This window comes from Pseudomonas sp. S2_C03 (assembly GCF_054668405.1).
In genome coordinates, this window is the sequence record NZ_CP162766.1 from 1353835 (window position 1) to 1373552 (window position 19718).

The 19718-nt window shown below is 61.7% G+C and carries 20 protein-coding genes; 8 read left to right on the top strand and 12 right to left on the bottom strand.

Annotated features, from left to right (window positions below; translation table 11 throughout):
* Positions 1-69 precede the first annotated feature (69 nt).
* The 3 genes from ggt to AB4N64_RS06150 all read left to right on the top strand — a co-directional run bounded on the left by ggt (position 70) and on the right by AB4N64_RS06150 (position 2958).
* A complete protein-coding gene (gene ggt, locus AB4N64_RS06140) occupies positions 70-1797 on the top strand; it encodes a gamma-glutamyltransferase (RefSeq protein WP_460122940.1) in 1728 nt (575 codons plus the stop codon).
* 70 nt (positions 1798-1867) lie between these two features.
* Entirely contained in the window at positions 1868-2401 is a 534-nt protein-coding gene (locus AB4N64_RS06145) for a cysteine hydrolase family protein (RefSeq protein WP_460122943.1), read from the top strand.
* A 98-nt stretch (positions 2402-2499) separates the two neighbouring features.
* Positions 2500-2958, top strand: a complete 459-nt coding sequence (locus tag AB4N64_RS06150; protein ID WP_460122946.1) for a GNAT family N-acetyltransferase — start codon at positions 2500-2502, stop codon at positions 2956-2958.
* Here AB4N64_RS06150 and AB4N64_RS06155 read toward each other — a convergent pair whose 3' ends face one another.
* From AB4N64_RS06155 to AB4N64_RS06170, 4 genes are all read right to left on the bottom strand, one after another.
* Complete coding sequence (locus AB4N64_RS06155; RefSeq protein WP_460122949.1) at positions 2959-4389, bottom strand: M15 family metallopeptidase; 1431 nt, start codon at positions 4387-4389, stop codon at positions 2959-2961.
* A 29-nt stretch (positions 4390-4418) separates the two neighbouring features.
* On the bottom strand, positions 4419-4745 hold the full coding sequence (locus tag AB4N64_RS06160; RefSeq protein ID WP_460126630.1) for an NIPSNAP family protein: 327 nt from the start codon (positions 4743-4745) through the stop codon (positions 4419-4421).
* Between the two features lie 198 nt (positions 4746-4943).
* Positions 4944-5171 carry a hypothetical protein gene (locus AB4N64_RS06165; RefSeq protein WP_460122952.1) on the bottom strand — a complete coding sequence of 76 codons (228 nt, stop codon included), beginning with the start codon at positions 5169-5171 and terminating at the stop codon, positions 4944-4946.
* A gap of 69 nt (positions 5172-5240) precedes the next feature.
* On the bottom strand, positions 5241-6941 hold the full coding sequence (locus AB4N64_RS06170) for an amidase (protein WP_460122955.1): 1701 nt from the start codon (positions 6939-6941) through the stop codon (positions 5241-5243).
* A 176-nt stretch (positions 6942-7117) separates the two neighbouring features.
* Here AB4N64_RS06170 and AB4N64_RS06175 point away from each other — a divergent pair, with 176 nt between their 5' ends.
* Entirely contained in the window at positions 7118-7453 is a 336-nt protein-coding gene (locus AB4N64_RS06175; RefSeq protein WP_460122958.1) for a hypothetical protein, read from the top strand.
* Positions 7454-7663: 210 nt separating this feature from the next.
* Here the strand turns inward: AB4N64_RS06175 and AB4N64_RS06180 are convergent, their stop codons facing one another.
* The 5 genes from AB4N64_RS06180 to AB4N64_RS06200 all read right to left on the bottom strand — a co-directional run bounded on the left by AB4N64_RS06180 (position 7664) and on the right by AB4N64_RS06200 (position 14028).
* Positions 7664-9226 carry an amino acid permease gene (locus AB4N64_RS06180; protein ID WP_460122961.1) on the bottom strand — a complete coding sequence of 521 codons (1563 nt, stop codon included), beginning with the start codon at positions 9224-9226 and terminating at the stop codon, positions 7664-7666.
* Positions 9227-9330: 104 nt separating this feature from the next.
* Positions 9331-10491: an iron-containing alcohol dehydrogenase gene (locus tag AB4N64_RS06185; RefSeq protein WP_460122964.1), complete on the bottom strand. Its 1161-nt coding sequence runs from the start codon at positions 10489-10491 to the stop codon at positions 9331-9333.
* Positions 10492-10494: 3 nt separating this feature from the next.
* Complete coding sequence (locus tag AB4N64_RS06190) at positions 10495-11886, bottom strand: aldehyde dehydrogenase family protein (RefSeq protein WP_460122967.1); 1392 nt, start codon at positions 11884-11886, stop codon at positions 10495-10497.
* A gap of 7 nt (positions 11887-11893) precedes the next feature.
* On the bottom strand, positions 11894-13267 hold the full coding sequence (locus tag AB4N64_RS06195) for a glutamine synthetase family protein (protein WP_460122970.1): 1374 nt from the start codon (positions 13265-13267) through the stop codon (positions 11894-11896).
* Positions 13268-13458: 191 nt separating this feature from the next.
* A complete protein-coding gene (locus AB4N64_RS06200; protein ID WP_460122973.1) occupies positions 13459-14028 on the bottom strand; it encodes an acyl-CoA thioesterase in 570 nt (189 codons plus the stop codon).
* A gap of 105 nt (positions 14029-14133) precedes the next feature.
* Here AB4N64_RS06200 and AB4N64_RS06205 point away from each other — a divergent pair, with 105 nt between their 5' ends.
* Positions 14134-15093: a GlxA family transcriptional regulator gene (locus AB4N64_RS06205; protein WP_460122976.1), complete on the top strand. Its 960-nt coding sequence runs from the start codon at positions 14134-14136 to the stop codon at positions 15091-15093.
* 29 nt (positions 15094-15122) lie between these two features.
* Positions 15123-15500 carry a c-type cytochrome gene (locus AB4N64_RS06210; RefSeq protein ID WP_460122979.1) on the top strand — a complete coding sequence of 126 codons (378 nt, stop codon included), beginning with the start codon at positions 15123-15125 and terminating at the stop codon, positions 15498-15500.
* 3 nt (positions 15501-15503) lie between these two features.
* Here the strand turns inward: AB4N64_RS06210 and AB4N64_RS06215 are convergent, their stop codons facing one another.
* Positions 15504-16073 (bottom strand): chorismate mutase, encoded by a 570-nt coding sequence (locus AB4N64_RS06215; RefSeq protein ID WP_460122982.1) that lies wholly within the window; start codon positions 16071-16073, stop codon positions 15504-15506.
* Between the two features lie 221 nt (positions 16074-16294).
* Here AB4N64_RS06215 and AB4N64_RS06220 point away from each other — a divergent pair, with 221 nt between their 5' ends.
* Positions 16295-17962, top strand: a complete 1668-nt coding sequence (locus tag AB4N64_RS06220) for an MFS transporter (RefSeq protein WP_460122985.1) — start codon at positions 16295-16297, stop codon at positions 17960-17962.
* A gap of 150 nt (positions 17963-18112) precedes the next feature.
* On the opposite strand, the gene AB4N64_RS06225 is transcribed toward AB4N64_RS06220, so the two are convergent.
* Both AB4N64_RS06225 and AB4N64_RS06230 read right to left on the bottom strand, forming a co-directional pair.
* Positions 18113-18805: an RES family NAD+ phosphorylase gene (locus AB4N64_RS06225; RefSeq protein WP_460122988.1), complete on the bottom strand. Its 693-nt coding sequence runs from the start codon at positions 18803-18805 to the stop codon at positions 18113-18115.
* Complete coding sequence (locus AB4N64_RS06230) at positions 18799-19203, bottom strand: antitoxin Xre-like helix-turn-helix domain-containing protein (RefSeq protein ID WP_460122990.1); 405 nt, start codon at positions 19201-19203, stop codon at positions 18799-18801. The genes AB4N64_RS06225 and AB4N64_RS06230 overlap by 7 nt, the downstream gene beginning before the upstream one ends.
* A 123-nt stretch (positions 19204-19326) precedes the next feature.
* On the opposite strand from AB4N64_RS06230, the gene AB4N64_RS06235 reads away from it, so the two are divergent.
* Positions 19327-19716 carry a GFA family protein gene (locus AB4N64_RS06235; protein WP_460122993.1) on the top strand — a complete coding sequence of 130 codons (390 nt, stop codon included), beginning with the start codon at positions 19327-19329 and terminating at the stop codon, positions 19714-19716.
* The last annotated feature ends 2 nt before the right edge of the window (positions 19717-19718 follow it).

Below are 19718 nucleotides of genomic sequence, written 5' to 3' on the forward strand. Positions count from 1 at the left end.
ACTTGCCTCTGCTCTTGAAGCGCTGTCCTCTGCTGGATGCAGAGCCTGAAAACAAGAAGAGACCGACCCATGAAGTTCGAACCTTTTGCCAAATCGCTCATTGCGACCTCCCTGGCGCTCTCCTGCCTGACTAGCTACGCAGCCTCCGTTGCCCCGGTCGCGGCCGAAAACGGCATGGTGGTGACTGCCCAGCACCTGGCGAGCCATGTCGGCGTAGACGTACTCAAGAACGGTGGCAACGCCGTCGATGCCGCCGTCGCGGTCGGTTATGCGCTGGCGGTGGTCTATCCCGCAGCCGGTAACCTGGGCGGCGGCGGTTTCATGACCATACAACTGGCGGATGGCCGCAAGACCTTCCTCGACTTCCGCGAAAAGGCGCCGCTGGCCGCGACCGCCGACATGTACCTGGACAAGGCCGGTAACGTGGTTCCCGAGCTCAGCACCCGCGGCCACCTGGCCGTCGGTGTTCCGGGCACGGTCTCGGGCATGGAGCTGGCGCTGAGCAAGTACGGGACCAAGCCGCGCAAGGAAGTGATCGCCCCGGCGATCAAGCTGGCCGAAGACGGTTTTGTACTGGAGCAGGGCGATGTCGATCTGCTCGAAACCGCCACCGACGTGTTCAAGAAAGACATGAAGGATTCCGGCGCGATTTTCCTGAGCAACGGCGAGCCGATGCAGGTCGGGCAAAAGCTGGTGCAGAAGGATCTGGGCAAGACCCTGCGGGAAATTTCCGAGAAGGGCGCCGACGGTTTCTACAAGGGGTGGGTGGCCGATGCCCTCGTCACGTCGAGCCAGGCCGGCAAGGGCATCATCACCCAGGCTGACCTCGATAAGTACAAGACCCGCGAGCTGGCCCCGGTGGAGTGCGACTATCGTGGCTACCACGTGGTCTCTGCGCCACCGCCCAGCTCCGGCGGAGTGGTGATCTGCGAGATCCTCAACATCCTCGACGGCTACCCGATGAAGGATCTGGGCTACCACTCGGCGCAGGGCATGCACTATCAAATCGAAGCGATGCGGCATGCGTACGTGGATCGCAACAGCTACCTCGGCGACCCGGATTTCGTGAAGAACCCGATCAGCCATCTGCTGGACAAAAACTACGCGACCAAAATCCGCGCAGCCATCAATCCGCAGAAGGCAGCGGTGTCCAGCGAACTCAAGCCAGGCGTCGCGCCGCATGAGGGCAGCAACACCACCCATTACTCGATCGTCGACAAATGGGGCAATGCGGTCTCGGTCACCTACACCCTCAATGACTGGTTTGGCGCCGGAGTGATGGCGAGCAAGACCGGGGTGATTCTCAACGACGAAATGGACGACTTCACTTCGAAGATCGGTGTGCCGAACATGTACGGCCTGGTGCAGGGCGAGGCCAACGCTATCGCGCCCGGCAAGGCACCGCTGTCGTCCATGAGCCCGACCATTGTCACCAAGGACGGCAAAGTGGTCATGGTCGTCGGTACACCGGGTGGCAGCCGCATTATCACCGCGACCTTGCTGACCATGCTCAACGTCATCGACTACGGCATGAACATCCAGGAAGCGGTCGACGCGCCGCGCTTTCACCAGCAGTGGTTGCCGGAAGAGACCAACCTCGAGACGTTCACCACCAGCCCGGATACGGTGAAGCTCCTCGAAAGCTGGGGGCACAAGTTCGCCGGTCCCCAGGATGCCAACCACGTGGCGGCAATTCTGGTGGGCGCGCCTTCGCTGGAGGGCAAACCGGTGGGCAAAAACCGTTTCTACGGGGCCAACGATCCTCGACGCAACACCGGGTTGTCGCTCGGCTACTAGGGGCTTGTCAGAACAGGAGGACAGATCTATTTTCTGTCCTCCTGCACACCGACATCACAAGGAAGGCACCATGACCAGCGCATTGTTAATCATCGACGTCCAGCAGGCACTCTGCTCGGGCGAGTACGAGTGTTTCGAGATCGCGCGTGTCATCGACTCCATCAACGACCTCAGTGCACGCGCCCGCACGGCGGGGGTTCCCGTGGTCGTGATTCAGCACGAGGAACCGGACGGGCCACTCGTCCATGCGGCCGACGGTTGGCAACTGGCTACGGGGTTGGACGTCTCGCCACAGGACGCCCGCGTGCGCAAGACCACCGGGGATTCGTTCTACCAGACCAGCCTGCAGAAGTTGCTGCCGGTCCAGGATTTCGAGCGGCTGGTGATTTGTGGCTTGCAGACCGACTACTGCGTCAACGCGACCGTACGTCAGGCATTGAAACTGGGATATGACGTGGTGCTGGCGTCGGACGCCCACTCAACCGTCGACAACGGCAACCTGACGGCCGAAGACATCATTGCCGAGCACAACAAGGACCTGGCGCATTTGACCGGGTCGGTGGCGCGGATTGATGTGGTGCCGACGAGCCGTATTGTTTTCTAGCCGCGGTGTGCGAGTTGGCTGCATCGCGAGCAGGCAATGACAATCCACAGCCGAACATCAGCCTCATCTACGCTCAACACTTGGTGGAGACCGCATTCATGGATATCCAGATTCATCGCGCCGACGCCACCCACCTCGACGATGTTGCCCAACTGTTCGACGCCTATCGAGGTTTCTATGGCCAGCCCTCGAACCTCGGACAGTCGCGGCACTTCATCGCCGAACGCATGGCGCGGGATGAATCAGTGATCTTTGTTGCCCAGGACGGGCAGGGATTGGGGCTAGGCTTCGTGCAGTTGTTCCCGACTTTTTCATCGATCGAGGCGCATCGCACCTGGCTGTTGGGCGATCTGTTCACCGCACCCGAGGCTCGGGGTCGGGGCGTGGCCAGGCAATTGATGAACACGGCCCGCGACTTTGCGTCGCTGACGGGGGCCAAGGGCATGACGCTGGAAACCGCCACCGATAACCACACGGCGCAAAAGCTCTACGAGTCCCTGGGCTACGTGCGCGACACGGGCTACTACACCTATTGCCTGGATCTGAAGCAGGGTTGATCACTGCTCCGGCAAATTCCAGCGATCGCGCCACTGCGCGTATTGCGCCTCGGGCATTTGCACCAGCAGCGGTGATTGGCGTGGGTCCAGCCATTCGAACAGGCGCGCGATGTCCGCCTGATCCATGGCCGTGCAGCCCGCCGTCGGTGAGGTCGGGCTACGCCAGATGTGGAAAAAGATGCACGAACCCGAAGCGGGAGTGGCAGGGGTGTTGTGCTCGATGACGATGCCCTGGCGATAGCCGGCCTCGTTGCGCATCTGTTCCGAGCTGGCCCAGTCCCGTGTGGCTTTCGCGCCGTCGAGCACTTGGTTGTAGCTTCGGGATTGGCTGTCGTCGACGCATTCGGTGGTGGGTGTCAGGGCGAGGTAGGGCAGTCGGGTGGCGGCGGTGGCGTCGAAGCCAAAGGCCGTCCCGAGTTTGAACATCCCGGCTGGCGCTTTTCCATCACCCTCTTTCTTGACCGGGGCGTCGCCCGGATCGGCGCTGATCAGGCCTTTGCCCCAGGCCAATCCGTTTTTCCCAAGCACCACCGCGAAGGCCTCACCGTATTTGCGAAAGCCTGTGCCATCGCGCTCATAGCGTTGGGCGATGCCCTGGATATCGTTCCAGGTTTTGCTCGTGACCACGATGAGTTGCCCGCTCGTGTCGAGTGCTGTGCGGGCGTCGAGCGGCGTGATCGGGAAGTCCATGACCTCGCCGGGCGCACCGTTGCGGGTATAGGAGAAGTGCCACCACTCCTTTGAGTAGCCGGCGAAACCTTCTTTTTCCATGGCCGTGCCCAGGCGCTGGCGATTGTCCCTGGCCGTGGCATTGATCACCGGGTTGGCGGTGTGGGTGCGCTCGTCGAAACAGTCGAACCCGGTTCCCATGTCGAGCGCGCCGTCCTGCCAACGCTGCCCGTATGGCGCGGTGCAATCAACTTGCGTTGCAGCGGGTGTCCAGGTTGCCGCGGTCAATGCCTTGGGTCCGACCAGGGTCAAGTCCACGGTCGAACCACGGGAATGGTTCGACACCCGCGCTACATAGCCCAGGCGCCAGAAGTCCTGTTTATCCACGCGGGGGTAGAACTCGGCCTTCAGCGGATCGCCCGGTTCCGTGGCGAAGCGGCCCATGTCAGCGACTGCGCGCGTCGGTCGATAGCAGTCGAACACCTTCAAACCGTAACCCTGTGCGCGCAGCGACGCCTGCACGCGGGCGAGGGCGTTGGCCGTGTCCAGCGTCAGCAGGCATTCGGCGGCGTTGTACCCATCAAGGGGATGACCGGTGAAATTGTGAGCGCCGGCGTAGCGCATGTCCTGTTCGATGGTCGGATCGATCGCGCGCAGATAGACCATGTGGTCCGGTCGCTGCTCGGCATGGGCCGTGGCGACCAGGCACAGCAGCGGCAGTGATTGCAGCCAGGGGCGGGTGAGGGTGGGCAAAAGGCGCATGCGGACGTCTCCTGGCTGGGTTCGATCGATCAGGTCGGTTGTGGCGCCTGTTCACCGAACACCGGCCTGAAGAAACTGCGCTCGTAGCTGAGGATGCACTTGGTGTCTTGCGCGTATTGGAAGGCCGCGATGCACTCGGGGTCCTTCATGGAATCCTGGCGGTATTGCTCGTAGGCCGCAAGGCTGGGGAAGCTGAACATCGCCAGGGCGATATTGTTGGCGCCTTCGGCGGGCAGGAAGTAACCGTGATGCTGGCCGCCAAATTTCTCGACCAGGGGAATCCACAGCTTGCCATAGTGTTCGAAGGCTTCGATCTGGTAAGGGTCCAGGACGTATTTCAGGTAGCAGGTGATCATGTTTTCACGTTCTTCCATGGGCAGGCACACGATGACGGCGGGAGCAAAACTGTCGAGTCGTCGCACCGTCGCGATGATCGTCAACGATAACACGCGATTGCGCGAAGCCGCGGCGCTCGCTGGGTCATCGCCACGGTTCGACAGGCTCACTCCCACGCTGGCTAGCGTTGAACCCAGTGCGCCGAAGCAAGACTCCGACTAATTTCCATCGGCAACCTTGCGTTCAATTTCATCCGTCTTGCGTTTGAGTTCCTCGGCGTCCTGTTCCTTGGTGCGGGTCGACGTCGGCGTGATGGTTTTATCGACGCCTTCAGTGGCATCGTCCGGGTCGCGCAAGTCTCGTTCAACCACGTTGACCGGCTTGCCTGAAGTGTCGGTCGGCGGGGCGTTGTTGGGTGATGGGGGCTGGCGTGTGTTGTAATTCATGTCTCGTTCCTCCGTTGGCCTACACATTGGATGCGGGGGCCAACGGTGAGTTCGAGTTTTTTTGCCGGTTTACAGCGCCGGCGTCCGCGGCGGGATCATCCGCTTGCTGCCGGTCGATTCGAACGCCGACGCAAAACGCAGCAGCGCCGAGTCATCGTAGGCACGCCCGGCGAACGTCAGCCCGACCGGCATACCGATGTCCGCCATGACGCCCATTGGTACGGTGACCGTTGGAACACCCAGGTGACGGATGGCGAGGTTGCCGTTGGCGACCCAGACGCCGTTGCTCCACGCGATGTCGGCGGCGGCCTCGTCGATGTCGGCGTTGGCCGGTGCTACGTCGGCTACGGTCGGGAACAGCACCGCGTCGAGGCCCAGCCGGTCCATCCAGTCTTCCAGGTCAATGCGACGGGTCTGCTCTAGGCCTCGCAGGCCGTCCGGAACTGTGCTGATCTGGTCCCACGGCGTGATGCCGCGTTCGGCCATACGCACATATTCGTCCATGCCCGCCGCCAGGTCGCCTTCACGGTTGGGCAGGGTGCCGGGGTCGTGGGGGAAAATCAGCGAACCGTCGACGTCCACCAATCGGTTGAGTTTTGGATCGCCGTTGGCCTTCAGGAAGTCGTCGAATGCCCAGGCCGTCAGGTCCCACAATTCGTGGTGCAGGAATTCCTTGGACACCAGGCCGCGGGTGAACACCGTCGGTGCGCCGGGGCGGTCGCCCTCGCAATTGGACACCAGCGGGAAATCCACTTCGATGACTTCAGCGCCGGCCGCTTCAAGCGCCTTGCGCGCTGCTTCCCAAAGTGCAATCACCGAGGGGCGGGTGTTGATGCGCTGGCCGGTCGGCCCACCGATGCCCGGTGCTTCGCTGGTGCCGGCTTCAGGGTCGGCGTTGATGAACATGCGCGGCACGCCGAGGCGTCTGCCGGCCAGTGCATCGGCCTTCACCGCCAGTTCGGCGTAGGAGGCAGGGCGCACCGAGGCAACGCTTGGGATCGGCACCCAGGGTTGCAGACGCCACAGATCGCCGCGGGTGTCGGAGTCTTCAGCGACGACGATGTCCAGTACTTCGAGCAAGTCAGCCATGGTCCGGGCGAACGGCACGACCACGTCCATGGTCGGCGTCAGCGGCCAATTGCCGCGCACCGAGATGACCCCGCGCGAAGGTGTGTAGGCGCAAAGCCCGTTGTTGGATGCCGGGCCGCGACCGCTCGACCAGGTTTCTTCCGCCAGGCCGAACGCCGCGAAGCTGGCAGCGGTGGCGGTGCCAGCGCCGTTCGAAGAACCGGAAGCGAACGGGGCGGTGAGGTAGCCTGCGTTATACGGGCTCTCCGCACGGCCATAGACCCCGCGTTGCATGCCACCGTTGGCCATGGGCGGCATGTTGGTCTTGCCCAGGCAGATTGCCCCGCCAGCGCGCAGCCGTTCGATGGTGAACGCATCGCGGTAGGCGATCAGGTTGGCGAAGGCCGGGCTGCCGGACGCGGCGGTCAACCCTTTGACCAGGTAACTGTCCTTGGCTGTGTAGGGAATGCCGTCGAGCGGACCCAACGTTTGACCTTGCGCGCGACGGGCATCCGAGGCTTTCGCTTCCTTTATGGCGTCGGGGTTGCGCACCACCACCGCGTTAAGGGCCGTCGGGGTGTCGGCGCCGTCATAGGCGTCCACGCGGGCAAGATAGGCCTCGACCAACTCTACCGCCGTGGTCTGCCCGGACTCGAGCGCCGCGCGCAGTTCGGCAATGGAAACCTCGGTGACCTCGAACATGTTGGTACCGCCGTTTATCGATAATGAATGGGGGATGCGCGGCATGGTAAGCCGAATAGGCAGGCGCTGCCAGATGGCGGGGCAGGGTTTGACCTGATACCCATCAGCCGTTTCCTGCGTTAAGGTATGCGCCGCCCGAGAGATGGATCCCGGGCGTTTACCTATGGAGTGACATTGTGAATTATCTGAGTAAAGTGCTTGCCGTTTCCTTGTTCGGCGTGGTTCTCGCCGGCTGCACCGGCGCACCGATGAAGACCCAGCATTACGACGCCAGCCAATACACTGTCGTTGGCCACAGCGAAGCCAGCGCCACCGGCCTGATGCTGTTCGGTCTCATCCCGATTCGCCAGAACAGCCGTTTCGTCCGTGCACAACAGGCGGCGATCCAGGCCAAGGGCGGCGACGCACTGATCAACACCCAGGTTGAAGAAAAGTGGTTCTGGGCCTGGGTCCTGAACGGCTACACCACCAAGGTGTCCGGTGATGTGATCAAGCTGAAAAACGTTCAGTAAGCGCATTGGCTCGCCGCGCGGCGAGCACGCTTGAGCGTTGATTCACGAAAAAGCCCCGCAGGCTCATGCTTGCGGGGCTTTTTCATTGCACCGCTGAACCTGAACGAGCTTTCTCGCGAACGAATGCCCGGACAACGCGGGCCGTCAGGCAGCCTGCGTCATCGTTGACGACTATCGCGAATAAATTCGCTCCTACAGTTCACCCGCCCATCAAACCCCCGCCTGCTTGTTCAACGCCGCCTCTGCCGCAGCGATTTCCGTTTGGCGCTTGACGATCAGGTCGCCTGTTGGCGGGCCCTGGAAGCGCCGGGCTTCGAAGCCGAACCAGACGATGGCGGTCAGCACCAGGAAGCCGATGGTGATGTACAGTGCCCAGTCGTTGGGAGGCTGGATGCCGATGACGAAAATCACCACCATCGAGATGATCGAGAGCAGGGAAAACAGCGTGTACAACCCGCGCCCCATGTTCCACGGCCCCATGGTCGGCCACTTCGCGGTGCCGTAGGCAAACAGGCCCAGGACAATAGGGATGATGAACGAGAAGAACAGGAAGATCACCGTGCACGAGACGACGATGGTGTAGACCGGCGTCTCGCCAATGGAGATCACCGACGATCCCCAGTCGAACAGCACTGCCAGTGTGGCACCGGTCCAGATCGCTGCCACCGGGCTGCGGAAGGTCGGGGACACCGACGACAGGGCTTTGGAGCAGGGCAGGCCGCCGTCACGGGAGAACGCGAAGATCATCCGCGACACCGAGGTCACGGTCGCCAGCCCGCACAGGAACTGCGAGACGAAAATTGCCACGTACAGCGCGAACTTGACGTTGGGATTGACCTGGGTGTCCATGGCCCAGAAGAACACGTTCCAGCCTTGTTTGGCCGCATCGTCCATGTTCGGCAGCATCAGCACGAACGAGCTGAGCATTACCCAACCGAACAGCAGCGACCAGATCACCGACATGACCATGCCCTTGGGCACCGACATGGCAGCGTTGCGGGTTTCTTCGGAGGTATGCGCAGACGCGTCGTAACCGGTGATGGTGTAGATCGGCAGCAGCAGGCCGAGCATGAAAACCCAGCTGTTGGAGACTTCTGGCCATACGCCGCCACCCGCCGCACCTGAATAGTTGCCGAACGTCCACAACCGCACGAATTCATAACTGGGTGCCGAGATCAGGCAGACGATGGTCAGCGCCAGCGCCGTGGCAAAAATCAGGTAGCCGGAAAAGTCGGTGAGCTTGGCGGTCAGGCCGATCCCCAGGTGGTTGCACAACGCCTGGATGCCGGTGAGGATCGCCAGGAAAATGACCCTGACCGTGGTGGTGTCTTCCATGCCGAGCGCCGGTCCGAACGCGCCGAAAAAGAAGTAGTAGGTGCCGACGTTGATCGCGCCGAGAACGGTGACCAGCCCCAGCAGATTGAACCAGGCCGTCAGCCAGCCGGTGAAGCGGTTCCCAAGAATCGAGCCCCAGTGATAGAGCCCGCCAGCAGTCGGGTAGGCTGAGGAAATTTGCGCCATGGCCAGGGCGAACACCCCGGAGATCAGGCAACCGATGGGCCAGCCAATACCGATCGATGCGCCCCCGGCACCCGACGTGCCCTGGGCCAGCGAGTTGATGCCACCGGAGAGGATGCAGATGATCGAAAAGGAAATCGCGAAATTGGAAAACACGCCCATCCTTCGCGAAAGTTGCTGGGCGTAGCCCATGCTGTGCAGCGCTTTGACATCCTCGTCGTGAGTGTCGGCGCTGGGCTGGCTTGCTGGGTTCATGCGGTGTACCCCTTGAGGTTTGATCAAGCCATTGGCGTGTGCGCAATGGGCTGGCCTTCAACACCTTGTCGTACTGCTCCGTTACAACCGTTATTGCCCTGGATCTACACGCGGCCCTGATAAGCCGCGGTAAAAATACGGGTGGCGCCATCCTTGTTCAGGGGCAGCGGATTGCCGCCGGCCGAGGGGTCGACGATAGCCATGTCTGCGATCAGTTCCACCTGCCGGTCATCGACGCCCAGCGCGTGCAACGTGTGTGGCACGCCGATGTCTGCGCGTAACTTGAGGACAAAATCCAGGAAGCTGTCGAAGCCGGGGGAAGGCAGGCCCAGGTAAGCGGCGAGGCGGGCGATGCGCTCCTCGATGGCCGAGCGATTGAATTGCAGCACATAGGGCATGAACACGGCATTGGTCATGCCGTGGTGCGTGTCGTACAACGCGCCCACCGGATGCGACAGAGCGTGCATGCCACCCAGGCCTTTCTGAAACGCGGTGGCGCCCATCGCGGCGGCGGCGAGCATTTGCGCACGCGCCTCTAGATCATCAGGTGTGTGCACCGCACGTTGCAGGGCGGTGGCCACCAGGCGCATGCCTTCGACGGCAATGCCGTCCGCCAGCGGATGAAAACCAGGGGCGCAGTAGGCTTCCAGGCAATGGGAGAGCGCGTCCATCCCGGTGCCAGCGGTGATTCTGGTCGGCATGCCAACCGTCAGCGCCGGGTCGCTGATGACCACCTGGGGCATCATTTTCGGGTGAAAGATGATGCGTTTGGTGTGGGTGCTTTCTTCGATGATCACCGCCGCGCGACCGACCTCGGAGCCGGTCCCCGCCGTGGTGGGCACCGCGATGATCGGAGCGATGCGACTGGCGTCGGCGCGGGTCCAGTAGTCGCCGATGTCTTCGAAATCCCAAACCGGTCGGCTCTGGCCACTCATGAAGGCGATGAGCTTGCCCATGTCCAGGCCGCTGCCGCCGCCGAAGGCGACCACGCCATCATGATTGCCGCTGGCCCAGGCCTTGAGTCCGCCGGCCAGATCGGCCGAGACCGGATTGGCTTTGAGGTCACAAAACAGCGCGGCGCCCAGGCCAGCGGCGCGCATGGCATCCAGTGCGGCGAGGGTGATCGGTGCCTGGCCCAGGCCCCGGTCGGTCACCAGCAGCGGACGCTCGATGCCCTGGCTGCGGCAGATGGCGGGCAGCTCCGCGATACGACCGACACCGAAGCGAATGCTGGTGGGGTAGTTCCAGTTTCCAGTCAGGCTCATGCTCTACACCTCGTGGCGCAGATGGAAGGATTTGGGTCGGGTCAGGTGCTCGTAGCCGAGGTTCGATAAGGTGGCGCCGCGCCCGCTGTGCTTGACCCCGGTCCAGGCCAGTGCCGGGTCAAGGTAGTCGCAACGGTTCATGAACACAGTGCCGGTGGCGATCTGGTTGCCCACGTGTTCGGCGGCGGCAGGATCCTGGGTCCAGATCGAGGCGCTGAGCCCGAATTCGCTGTCGTTCATCAACCGAACCGCTTCGTCGTCACCGGTGACCGACATGATGCCGACCACCGGTCCGAAGCTTTCTTCGCGCATCACTGACATCTCGTGGTTCACGTCCACCAGCACCTGGGGTGCGAGGTAGGCGCTGCCCGGCACATCAGGGGGGAAATCGCTGGCGTTAATCAAGGCCCTGGCGCCCTGGGCCTGCGCAGCCTTGATCTGGCCGCGGACGAAATCGGCGGCAGCCGGAGAAACCAGCGGCCCCAGCGTCGTCGCTTCCTCCAGCGGATTGCCCAGCACGTACTGGCGCGTCAGCTCGGCGAAGCGTGCGATGAACGCCGGGTAAATGGCCTGGTCGACGTAGATGCGCTCGATGGCGCAGCAGCTTTGTCCGGAGTTGAAAAAGCTGCCATCCACCAGATTCTCCACCGCGTGTTCAAGGTTGGCGTCGGCGCGCACATACGCGGGGTCCTTGCCGCCCAACTCCAGGCCCACACCGATGAAGCGGCCGACAGCGGCGGCTTCAATGGCCTTGCCGGCTGGCACGGAACCGGTGAAATTGACTTGGTGCACACGGCCCGAGCCAATGATCTGTGCGGTCATCGCGTGGCTGAGCAACAGGTTGTGAAACAAGCCTTGCGGCAGGTTCGCCCGGCGAAAAGCCTCGGCAAAGCGTTCGCCCACCAACAGGGTTTGCGAGGCGTGCTTGAGGATCACGCTGTTGCCGGCCATCAGTGCCGGGATGATCGTGTTCACTGCCGTCAGGTACGGATAGTTCCAAGGCGCGACCACCAGCACCGTGCCCAGTGGTTCGCGTTTGATGTAACGGCCGAACCCGGCGATGGGCGCAGGTTCCACTGTCGCCAGCGCCTGTGGGGCAATCGCGATCATGTGCCGTGCCCGTTCGGCAAAACCGCGCAGCTCGCCAGCACCATAACGCACTGGACGCCCCATCTGCCACGCCAGCTCCGGCACGATGTCGGCTTGCATTTTCAGCATTGCCTCGACTGCGGCGCTGCACAGCGCGGCGCGTTCGCCCAAGGGCCGGCGCTGCCAGTCGAGCTGGGCGATTTGCGCGGCCGCCAATGCCTGCTCGACCTGTGACGCGTCGGCACTCTCGCGCTCGACATAGACCCGGCCATCCACCGGGGAAATGAGCTCAATCTTCGCAGTCATGGTGATCTCAATAGCGCTCGAAGCCGCGCTGCAGTTCCCAGTCGGTGACACGGCGGTCGTACTCTTTCTGCTCCCATTCGGCGGTGTGCACGTAGTGCTCGACCACTTCATCTCCGAAGGCCTGGCGCAACATGTTCGAGCCCTTGAGCGCGGCGCAGGCCTCGCGCAGGGTTTTCGAGACTTCCGGCGAGTGTTCGTCGGCGTAGGCATCGCCTTCGAAGGGGGCTGCGAGTTCGAGCTTTTCGTCGATACCGGCCAGGCCCGCCGCGATGAGTGCGGCGAAGGCCAGATAGGGGTTGAGGTCAGCACCGCCGATGCGGCACTCGATGCGGATGGATTTGCTCTCTTCGGCGCACAGGCGAAAGCCGGCAGTGCGGTTGTCCCGGCTCCACACCGCGCGGGTGGGCGCGAACGTGCCGGCCTGGAAGCGTTTGTACGAGTTGATGTAGGGCGCGAGGAAACAGGTGATGTCGTTGGCATACTTGAGCTGGCCGGCCACCCAGGACCGCATCAGTTTTGACATGCCGAATTCGGCCTTGGCCTCGAAGAACAGCGGCTTCTTGCCGTTCTTGTCCCACAGCGAATTATGGATGTGGCTGCTGGACCCGGCGGCGTCATAACGCCACTTGGCCATGAAGGTGATCGCCTTGCCCTGGGCATCGGCGATCTCCTTGCAGGCGTGCTTGATGAGCACGTGGTGGTCAGCCATGGTCATCGCGTCGGCGTAACGGATGTTGATCTCTTCCTGTCCCGGGCCCCATTCACCCTTGGAGTTTTCCACCGGGATGCCCGAGGCTTGCAGGTGCTTGCGAATGGCGCGCAGCACGGGCTCCTCGCGGGTGGTCTGGAGGATGTTGTAATCCTCGATGTAATGGCCGGCGGTTTTCGGATGATGGTAATTGCGTTGGTGGATCGCGTCGTAGCTTTCGTCGAACAGGTAGAACTCCAGCTCCGAGGCGAACATGCCGGTGTAGCCGCGCTCGCGCAGGCGCTCGACCTGGCGCTTGAGGATCGCCCGGGGGCTGTGGGGCAAATCCTGGCGATGGTGATGATCGAGCACATCGCACAGCACCAGCGCCGTACCTTCCAGCCACGGCACGCGGCGCAGGGTGGCCATGTCGGGCTTGAGCACGAAGTCGCCATAACCCTTGCTCCAACTGGCGGCGGCATAGCCGGGCACCGGCTCCATGTCGATGTCGTCGGCCAGCAGGTAGTTGCAGCAGTGGGTTTCCTGATAGCCGCTGTCGATGAAAAACTCGACCTGGAATCGCTTGCCAACGAGCCGTCCCTGCATGTCGACCATGCAAACCAGGACGGTATCGATATCACCTGCGGCGGCAGCGCGCTTGAGCGCGTCAAAACTGAGATGGGGCTCGGTCATCACGTCATTCCTGCGTGAACAAGTTGGGCCTGTCTGAGATAGCTGTTGCAGACGCTCTCCAGAAAAACCACAACCCTGCAGAAGCGAGCATCGTGAGCAATAAGCTGCTCACAGCTTAGCCTGCTTTTGCATGACGCAAGTTGTGACGCGCAAAAAGACGCGGGGCTGCGCGGGGCAACCCCAAGGGGGCATCACGCCGCGATGGGCGGGCGTCGGGTGGGCTGACCTTCTTCTTCGCGCAGTTGCAGGCTCATGTCGTCGCAGCTGCGCGACCAGTCCGTGAGCCACTCGGGCATGTGCAACGATTGCTCGGACAACCCCAGTTCAAGGGCAAACTCGCCCGGGTCGACGGTGCGCTTGCCGGCGCGGAACAGGCCGCGCATCACCACCACACCGACCACGCGCCCGCCGCTGACGAAGCGGTGTTCCATGAAGCTCCACTTATGGTCCCAGCCGAGCATTCGCGTGTGGATTTCGAAGGCTTCGAACAGTTTCAGTTCACGGCGGAACTTGCCCCAGGTATCGCCCACGATCGGCACCGCCTTGTGCCGAAGTGCCACGCGAAAAGCGCCACTGCGCAACACGTAATCCATGCGGCCAATATCGGCCAGGGTGAAGTACCGCCCATTGGTGACATGGCGGTTGAGGTCCAGGTCGGTTGGCCATACGCGCAGGCGAATGACCGTGGTGGCGAGGGCGTCGACCGGCTTGCGCCACGGACGACGGAACAGCATGAGGAACAATCGAAACCAGAGATTCATAGGAGCGCCACAGAGTGATGGATGGCTGCACTGTAAGTGGGGGAAATGGGCTAAGGTAGGTGCGCAAATGACTTTTTTCATGCGAAAAGCGCAATTGGGGTATTCATGCATGTGACCTTGTTGCTGGCCGAGCACTGTTCCGCTGCCAGCGCTACCCTGGCGCTGGAGGTACTCAGTGCCGCCAACCTGTTTGCGCAAACACCGCCGTTCGAACTGGTCAGCGCGTCGCTGGATGGTCGGGATGTCAACGCATGGGGTGGGCAGGTGCTGCGTGTTGACCGGGCCATCGCCGATATCCCGCAAACCGACCTGGTGGTGATCCCGGGTTTTCTCTTCACCCTCAAGGAGGCCCTGCCTGCCTTCGCTGTTTACGGACCGTGGCTGCGTCAACAGCACGGGCAGGGGGCCGTGGTGTCCTCGATGTGCACGGCGGCGTTCATGCTGGCTGAAACCGGTTTGCTTGAAGGCGTACGTGCCACCACGCACTGGGCCTTCGCCGACCTGTTTCGCCGCCGGTATGCCCAGGTCGACCTGGACCCGACGCAGATCGTCTGCGAAGACAGGGGCGTCGTCACCAGTGGTGGCGCCAGTGCGGCCATGGACCTGCTGCTGCATCTGGTGCGCCGTTTCGCCTCGCTGGAGTTGGCGCAGACTTGCGGCAAGTACCTGCTGGTCGACACCGTGCGCAGCGAGCAATCGGTCTACGTCATGTGGTCGCTGCCCAAGAACCATGGCGACGGCGACATTCTGCAGGTGCAGAACTGGCTGGAAGCGCATTTTGGGCAGCCGGTGCTGATCGATGACGTTGCCCGACGGTTCGGTTTCGGCGTGCGCAATTTCAAGCGGCGTTTCAAGGACGCGACGGGCTACACGCCGCTGACATACCTGCAAACCCTGCGACTGGAAAAAGCCAAGCTGCTGCTCGAATCGACACGCATGACCCTGGACAGCATCACCTACACAGTTGGCTATGAAGACGGGAATTCCTTTCGCCGTTTGTTCCGCGAGCGAGTAGGCTTGCTGCCCGCGGCTTACCGGAAGAAATTCCAGGCGAGCGCAAACTGACCTTCATTTTCTGTTCTGGAAGCAAAACAATGAAAGCCGCTTTACTCGCATTCGCCCTGAGCGGGGGATGGGTTTCGCACGCGTTTGCTGCGGGTGATGCCGACGCCGGGGCCAAACTGTTTCCACGTCTATGCGGTGGATGTCATCAGGTCGGCGAGTCGGCACGGGCATCATTTGGGCCGCAGCTCAACAACCTTTTTGGCCGTCCCTCGGGCGGGACCACGGACTACCAGTATTCCGACGCGATGAAAGCGGCCGGCCTGGTCTGGAACCGTGAAACCCTGACGGCTTACCTCGAAGCACCGAAGAAAGTCGTGCCGGGCACCCGGATGATTTTCTGGGGCTTGAGCGATCCGCAGAAGGTCGAGGATGTGCTGGCGTACTTGCAGACCTTTCAGGCGCAGTAAGGCTCAGTTGACGATGCACAGATCACCGGTGGCCCGGATCAGTCCCTGTCCATGCAGGGCGTCCTTGATCAACGCTGATCGCGCCTTGGCCAGCCATCGAGCGCAATTGGGGTGGGTGCGATAGGGCGCGAACCCGGCGTAGGCCTGTAGCAGGCGTTTTTGCACTTCATCGAGTTGTGGTCGGACTTCCTTGACGAGGTTCGATCGCGGTGTATCAGGCGCCTTGCCCGCCGCTTGCCATTGGGCAATCAATCCATATTGCACCAGCTTGCTCGCTTCGATCTGCGCGGCGATCAACTCGGCCACTTCTTCCGGGTTGAGCTTGCGGATGATCGCCTGCTTTCGGGCGGCAGCGATGACCTGCGCTTCCCGAGCACTGTCCTGGATCGGTGTACGGCTGTCCCATTTGCTCAGCGCTACCCGATCCGCGATGTTGAGCCGCTCGTTCATGGTCGCCAGGAGCGGTTGCAGGCTGGCGGGTGCCGGTGGGGTCACATCGGCCTGTGCGCCACAAGCGATCAAGGCGGACAGGGCGCAGATCATCAATTTTGGTAGGCGAGCGTTCAAACTCATGGTCAAGCCTCATTGAGCGTGGGACGGGTTGGCGAGTGTTGTGTATCACAAATGAACCAACGGCGTCCCGCCCCGTCCGCCCGCACTGTCCGAGAGGAAAAGGTCATACATGATGGCGAGTGGATATCTTCGCGAAGCTGATTATGCTTCAGGAAACCTTGCAGCGATGTGAGGCGGCGCAATCCGTGTCAGCTAAAACAAAAACAGAACGGAGAAGACTCATGGCCGCAATCGACAATACGGGCGATTCGCCCACCCGAGGGATCAGCAGGGAAGAGCGCAAGGTGATCTTCGCCTCGTCCCTGGGCACTGTATTCGAATGGTACGACTTCTACCTTTATGGATCCCTCGCCGCGATCATCGCCAAGCATTTTTTCGCTGGGGTGAACGAAACCACCGCCTTTATCTTCGCTTTGCTCGCATTCGCTGCGGGATTTGCTGTACGGCCCTTCGGCGCTATCGTGTTCGGTCGTCTGGGTGACATGATCGGACGCAAGCACACCTTCCTAATCACCATCGTCATCATGGGTGTCTCCACCGCCGTGGTAGGGTTCCTGCCCGGCTACGCGACCATTGGCGTGGCGGCGCCGGTCATCCTCATCACCCTGCGGCTGTTGCAAGGCCTGGCACTGGGTGGCGAGTACGGCGGGGCGGCAACGTATGTCGCCGAGCACGCGCCGAAGGGTAAACGCGGTTTTTTCACTTCATGGATTCAAACCACTGCGACCCTTGGCCTGTTCCTGTCGTTGCTGGTGATTCTCGCCTGCCGCACGATTCTCGGCACTGAAGCATTCGAAGCCTGGGGCTGGCGGATTCCGTTCCTGCTGTCGATCCTGCTGCTGATCGTCTCGGTATACATCCGCCTTCAATTGAGCGAGTCGCCGGTGTTCATGAAAATGAAGGCTGAGGGCAAGGCGTCGAAGGCGCCGCTGACCGAATCCTTTGCACGCTGGGATAACCTGAAAATCGTGATCATGGCGCTACTGGGGGGGACGGCTGGCCAAGCCGTGGTCTGGTACACGGGGCAGTTCTATGCGCTGTTTTTCCTTCTGCAAACACTCAAGATCGACCCCCAGACCGCCAATTTGCTGATTGCCGGTTCGCTCTTGATCGGCACGCCGTTTTTCGTGATTTTCGGCAGCCTGTCAGACCGCATCGGGCGCAAGGGCATCATCATGGCTGGGTGCATCCTGGCGGCGCTGACCTACTTCCCGATCTTCCACGCGTTGACCCAGTACGGTAATCCCGACGTGTTTGTCGCCCAGGAGAAAAATCCGGTGACGGTCGTCGCCGATCCACACCAGTGCTCTTTCCAGTTCGACCCGGTGGGTAAGGCCAAATTCACCAGTTCGTGCGATCTCGCTAAAACCGTACTGGCCAAGAGGGCCATTCCCTATACCAATGAAAACGCCGCTCCCGGCAGCGTCGCGCAAATCCGCATTGGCAACCAGGTGGTCGAGAGTTTCGAAGGCACCGGCATGCCGGCGGCGGACTTCAAGACTCGCAATGATGCCTTTACCGCCACCCTTGGAACGGCGCTGAAGGACGCCGGTTACCCCGAGAAGGCGGACCCGGCGAAAACCAACTATCCGATGGTGCTGTTGCTGCTGACCATCCTGGTGATCTACGTGACCATGGTCTACGGACCGATTGCAGCCTGGCTGGTGGAACTGTTCCCGGCGCGCATCCGCTACACCTCGATGTCGCTGCCGTACCACATCGGTAACGGCTGGTTTGGTGGCTTTCTGCCGACCGTGGCCTTCGCAATGGTCGCGGCCACGGGGGATATCTACTATGGGCTGTGGTATCCGATTGTCATTGCGGTGATGACGGCGGTACTTGGCATATTCTTCATGCCGGAAACCAAGGATCGGGATATCCATCTGTAGAGGTCACCCTGTGGGAACTATCCCTGTAGGAGCGAGCATGTCGAGGCGTCGCGATGGTCGTCAATGATGACGCGGGCTGTCTGGAGGCCAACGGTGCCTGGGCTACCATCGCGAGCGTGCTCGCTCCTACAGGGGAGGGCGGTGTTGTTTTTACGCCTCGCTGATCTGGCTCACACTCGTCATCTGGCCATTCCAGACCATCTCGTAATGTGCGGCCTGGATCACTGAAAGCACCGGCCTGGGCGTCATCAACGCCCAGCATTGGCTGCCGGCATTGCGCACCGAGTGGTAGCGAAGCCCGGGGCAGCCCGCCTTCCTGACCATATTCCCCAGGCGCCGCGCAACGCTGTAATCGTCGGGATCGTAAATCGGATCGGTCAGCGCAAGGGTGGTCGCATCCTTCATCGAGGTTTGCCTGAACGCGCATGACAGCCCCCGAAACACAAACCGCTCGTAGTTCAGGCGGGGCACGTTTGACCAGTACAGGCTCTGGTGATGTTTCACTTCGGCCAGCGCGGTTTCCAGGGTATCGGCCAGGTACAGCACGCCAAAGCTGCCGTCGCTGAAGCGCGAGCCTGAGGGATTCACGTGGGTAAAGGGCGCTGTTGCATAGGAACAGCCGGGGATGCCAAAGGGAATTTCGCTGCGGCGAATCAGTTCCAGGTGACCGACTTCGTTTTTAAGCCGGGGATTGGTGAGCGCCTGGATCTGATACAGCACTTCGAACGCATCGGCATCCGCCACGTCATCGAACAACGCCACTGGCGGGAACTTCGAGTTGACCAACCGATAGGCCTGTAACGGCTCGTCGGCAAGGACTGCGAGTTGGTCCAGCCTCACCATTGCGCGCCTCGCAGCACATCGATGCGGCGGAAGGTTTCATACAGGGAGATCATGTCGCCCTGAGCCATGATCTCGAGCGGTGAGCGTCCATTGAAGAACTCGTTGTCATTGTTCATCGACGGGAAGCCGTAGACGTTTTCCGGGTTGTCGAACACCAGGCGCAGCGCCGCGTGGATATTGAGCACGATACTGATGCGCTGCATCTGGTCCGCGTCCAGCGCCACCGACCAGTCGGGGTCATGCTGGCGGGCGCGGGTATAGGTGCTGCGGGAAATGCGCAGGATGCGGCAGGCCTGCTCGCTGGAGGCACGCCATTTTTCGAGGATGCCCACGGCGGCCCGCAAGCCTGTGACGCATTGGTTCTTGGTGAAGGCTGATGGCTGAAGCGCAACGGCCATGTTCGAAACCTCAATTGCAATCCATGGATTCAAAATAGGTCAAATAGCGTCTACAGATCAAGGCTGCTGCGACCAATGGCGGCTGCTATGGTTTAACCACAAAGTGAAAGGGGAGGTGTGGACATGGCACGATTCACCGGCGGTTGCCTGTGCGGCAGCGTCAGGATCGAAGCTTCTGGACGACCCTATCGTGTGGGCGTGTGTCACTGCCTCGATTGCCGCAAGCACCACGGCGCGCTGTTTCACGCGTCCGCCATATTCCCGGAGCAGGCGGTCACCATACGGGGCGAAACCGCTGATTACGCCGGACGGTTTTTCTGCCCGCGTTGCGGATCTTCGGTATTTGGTCGCAGCAACGATGAAGTCGAAGTGAATCTCGGATCCCTGGACGTTCCCGACCAATTGACGCCCACCTACGAACTCTGGACCTGCCGCCGCGAGTCATGGCTGCCGGCGTTTCCTCTCGCTCGCCGCTACGAGCACGATCGCGAGGGGACGGGGCGCGAGGAATAGCC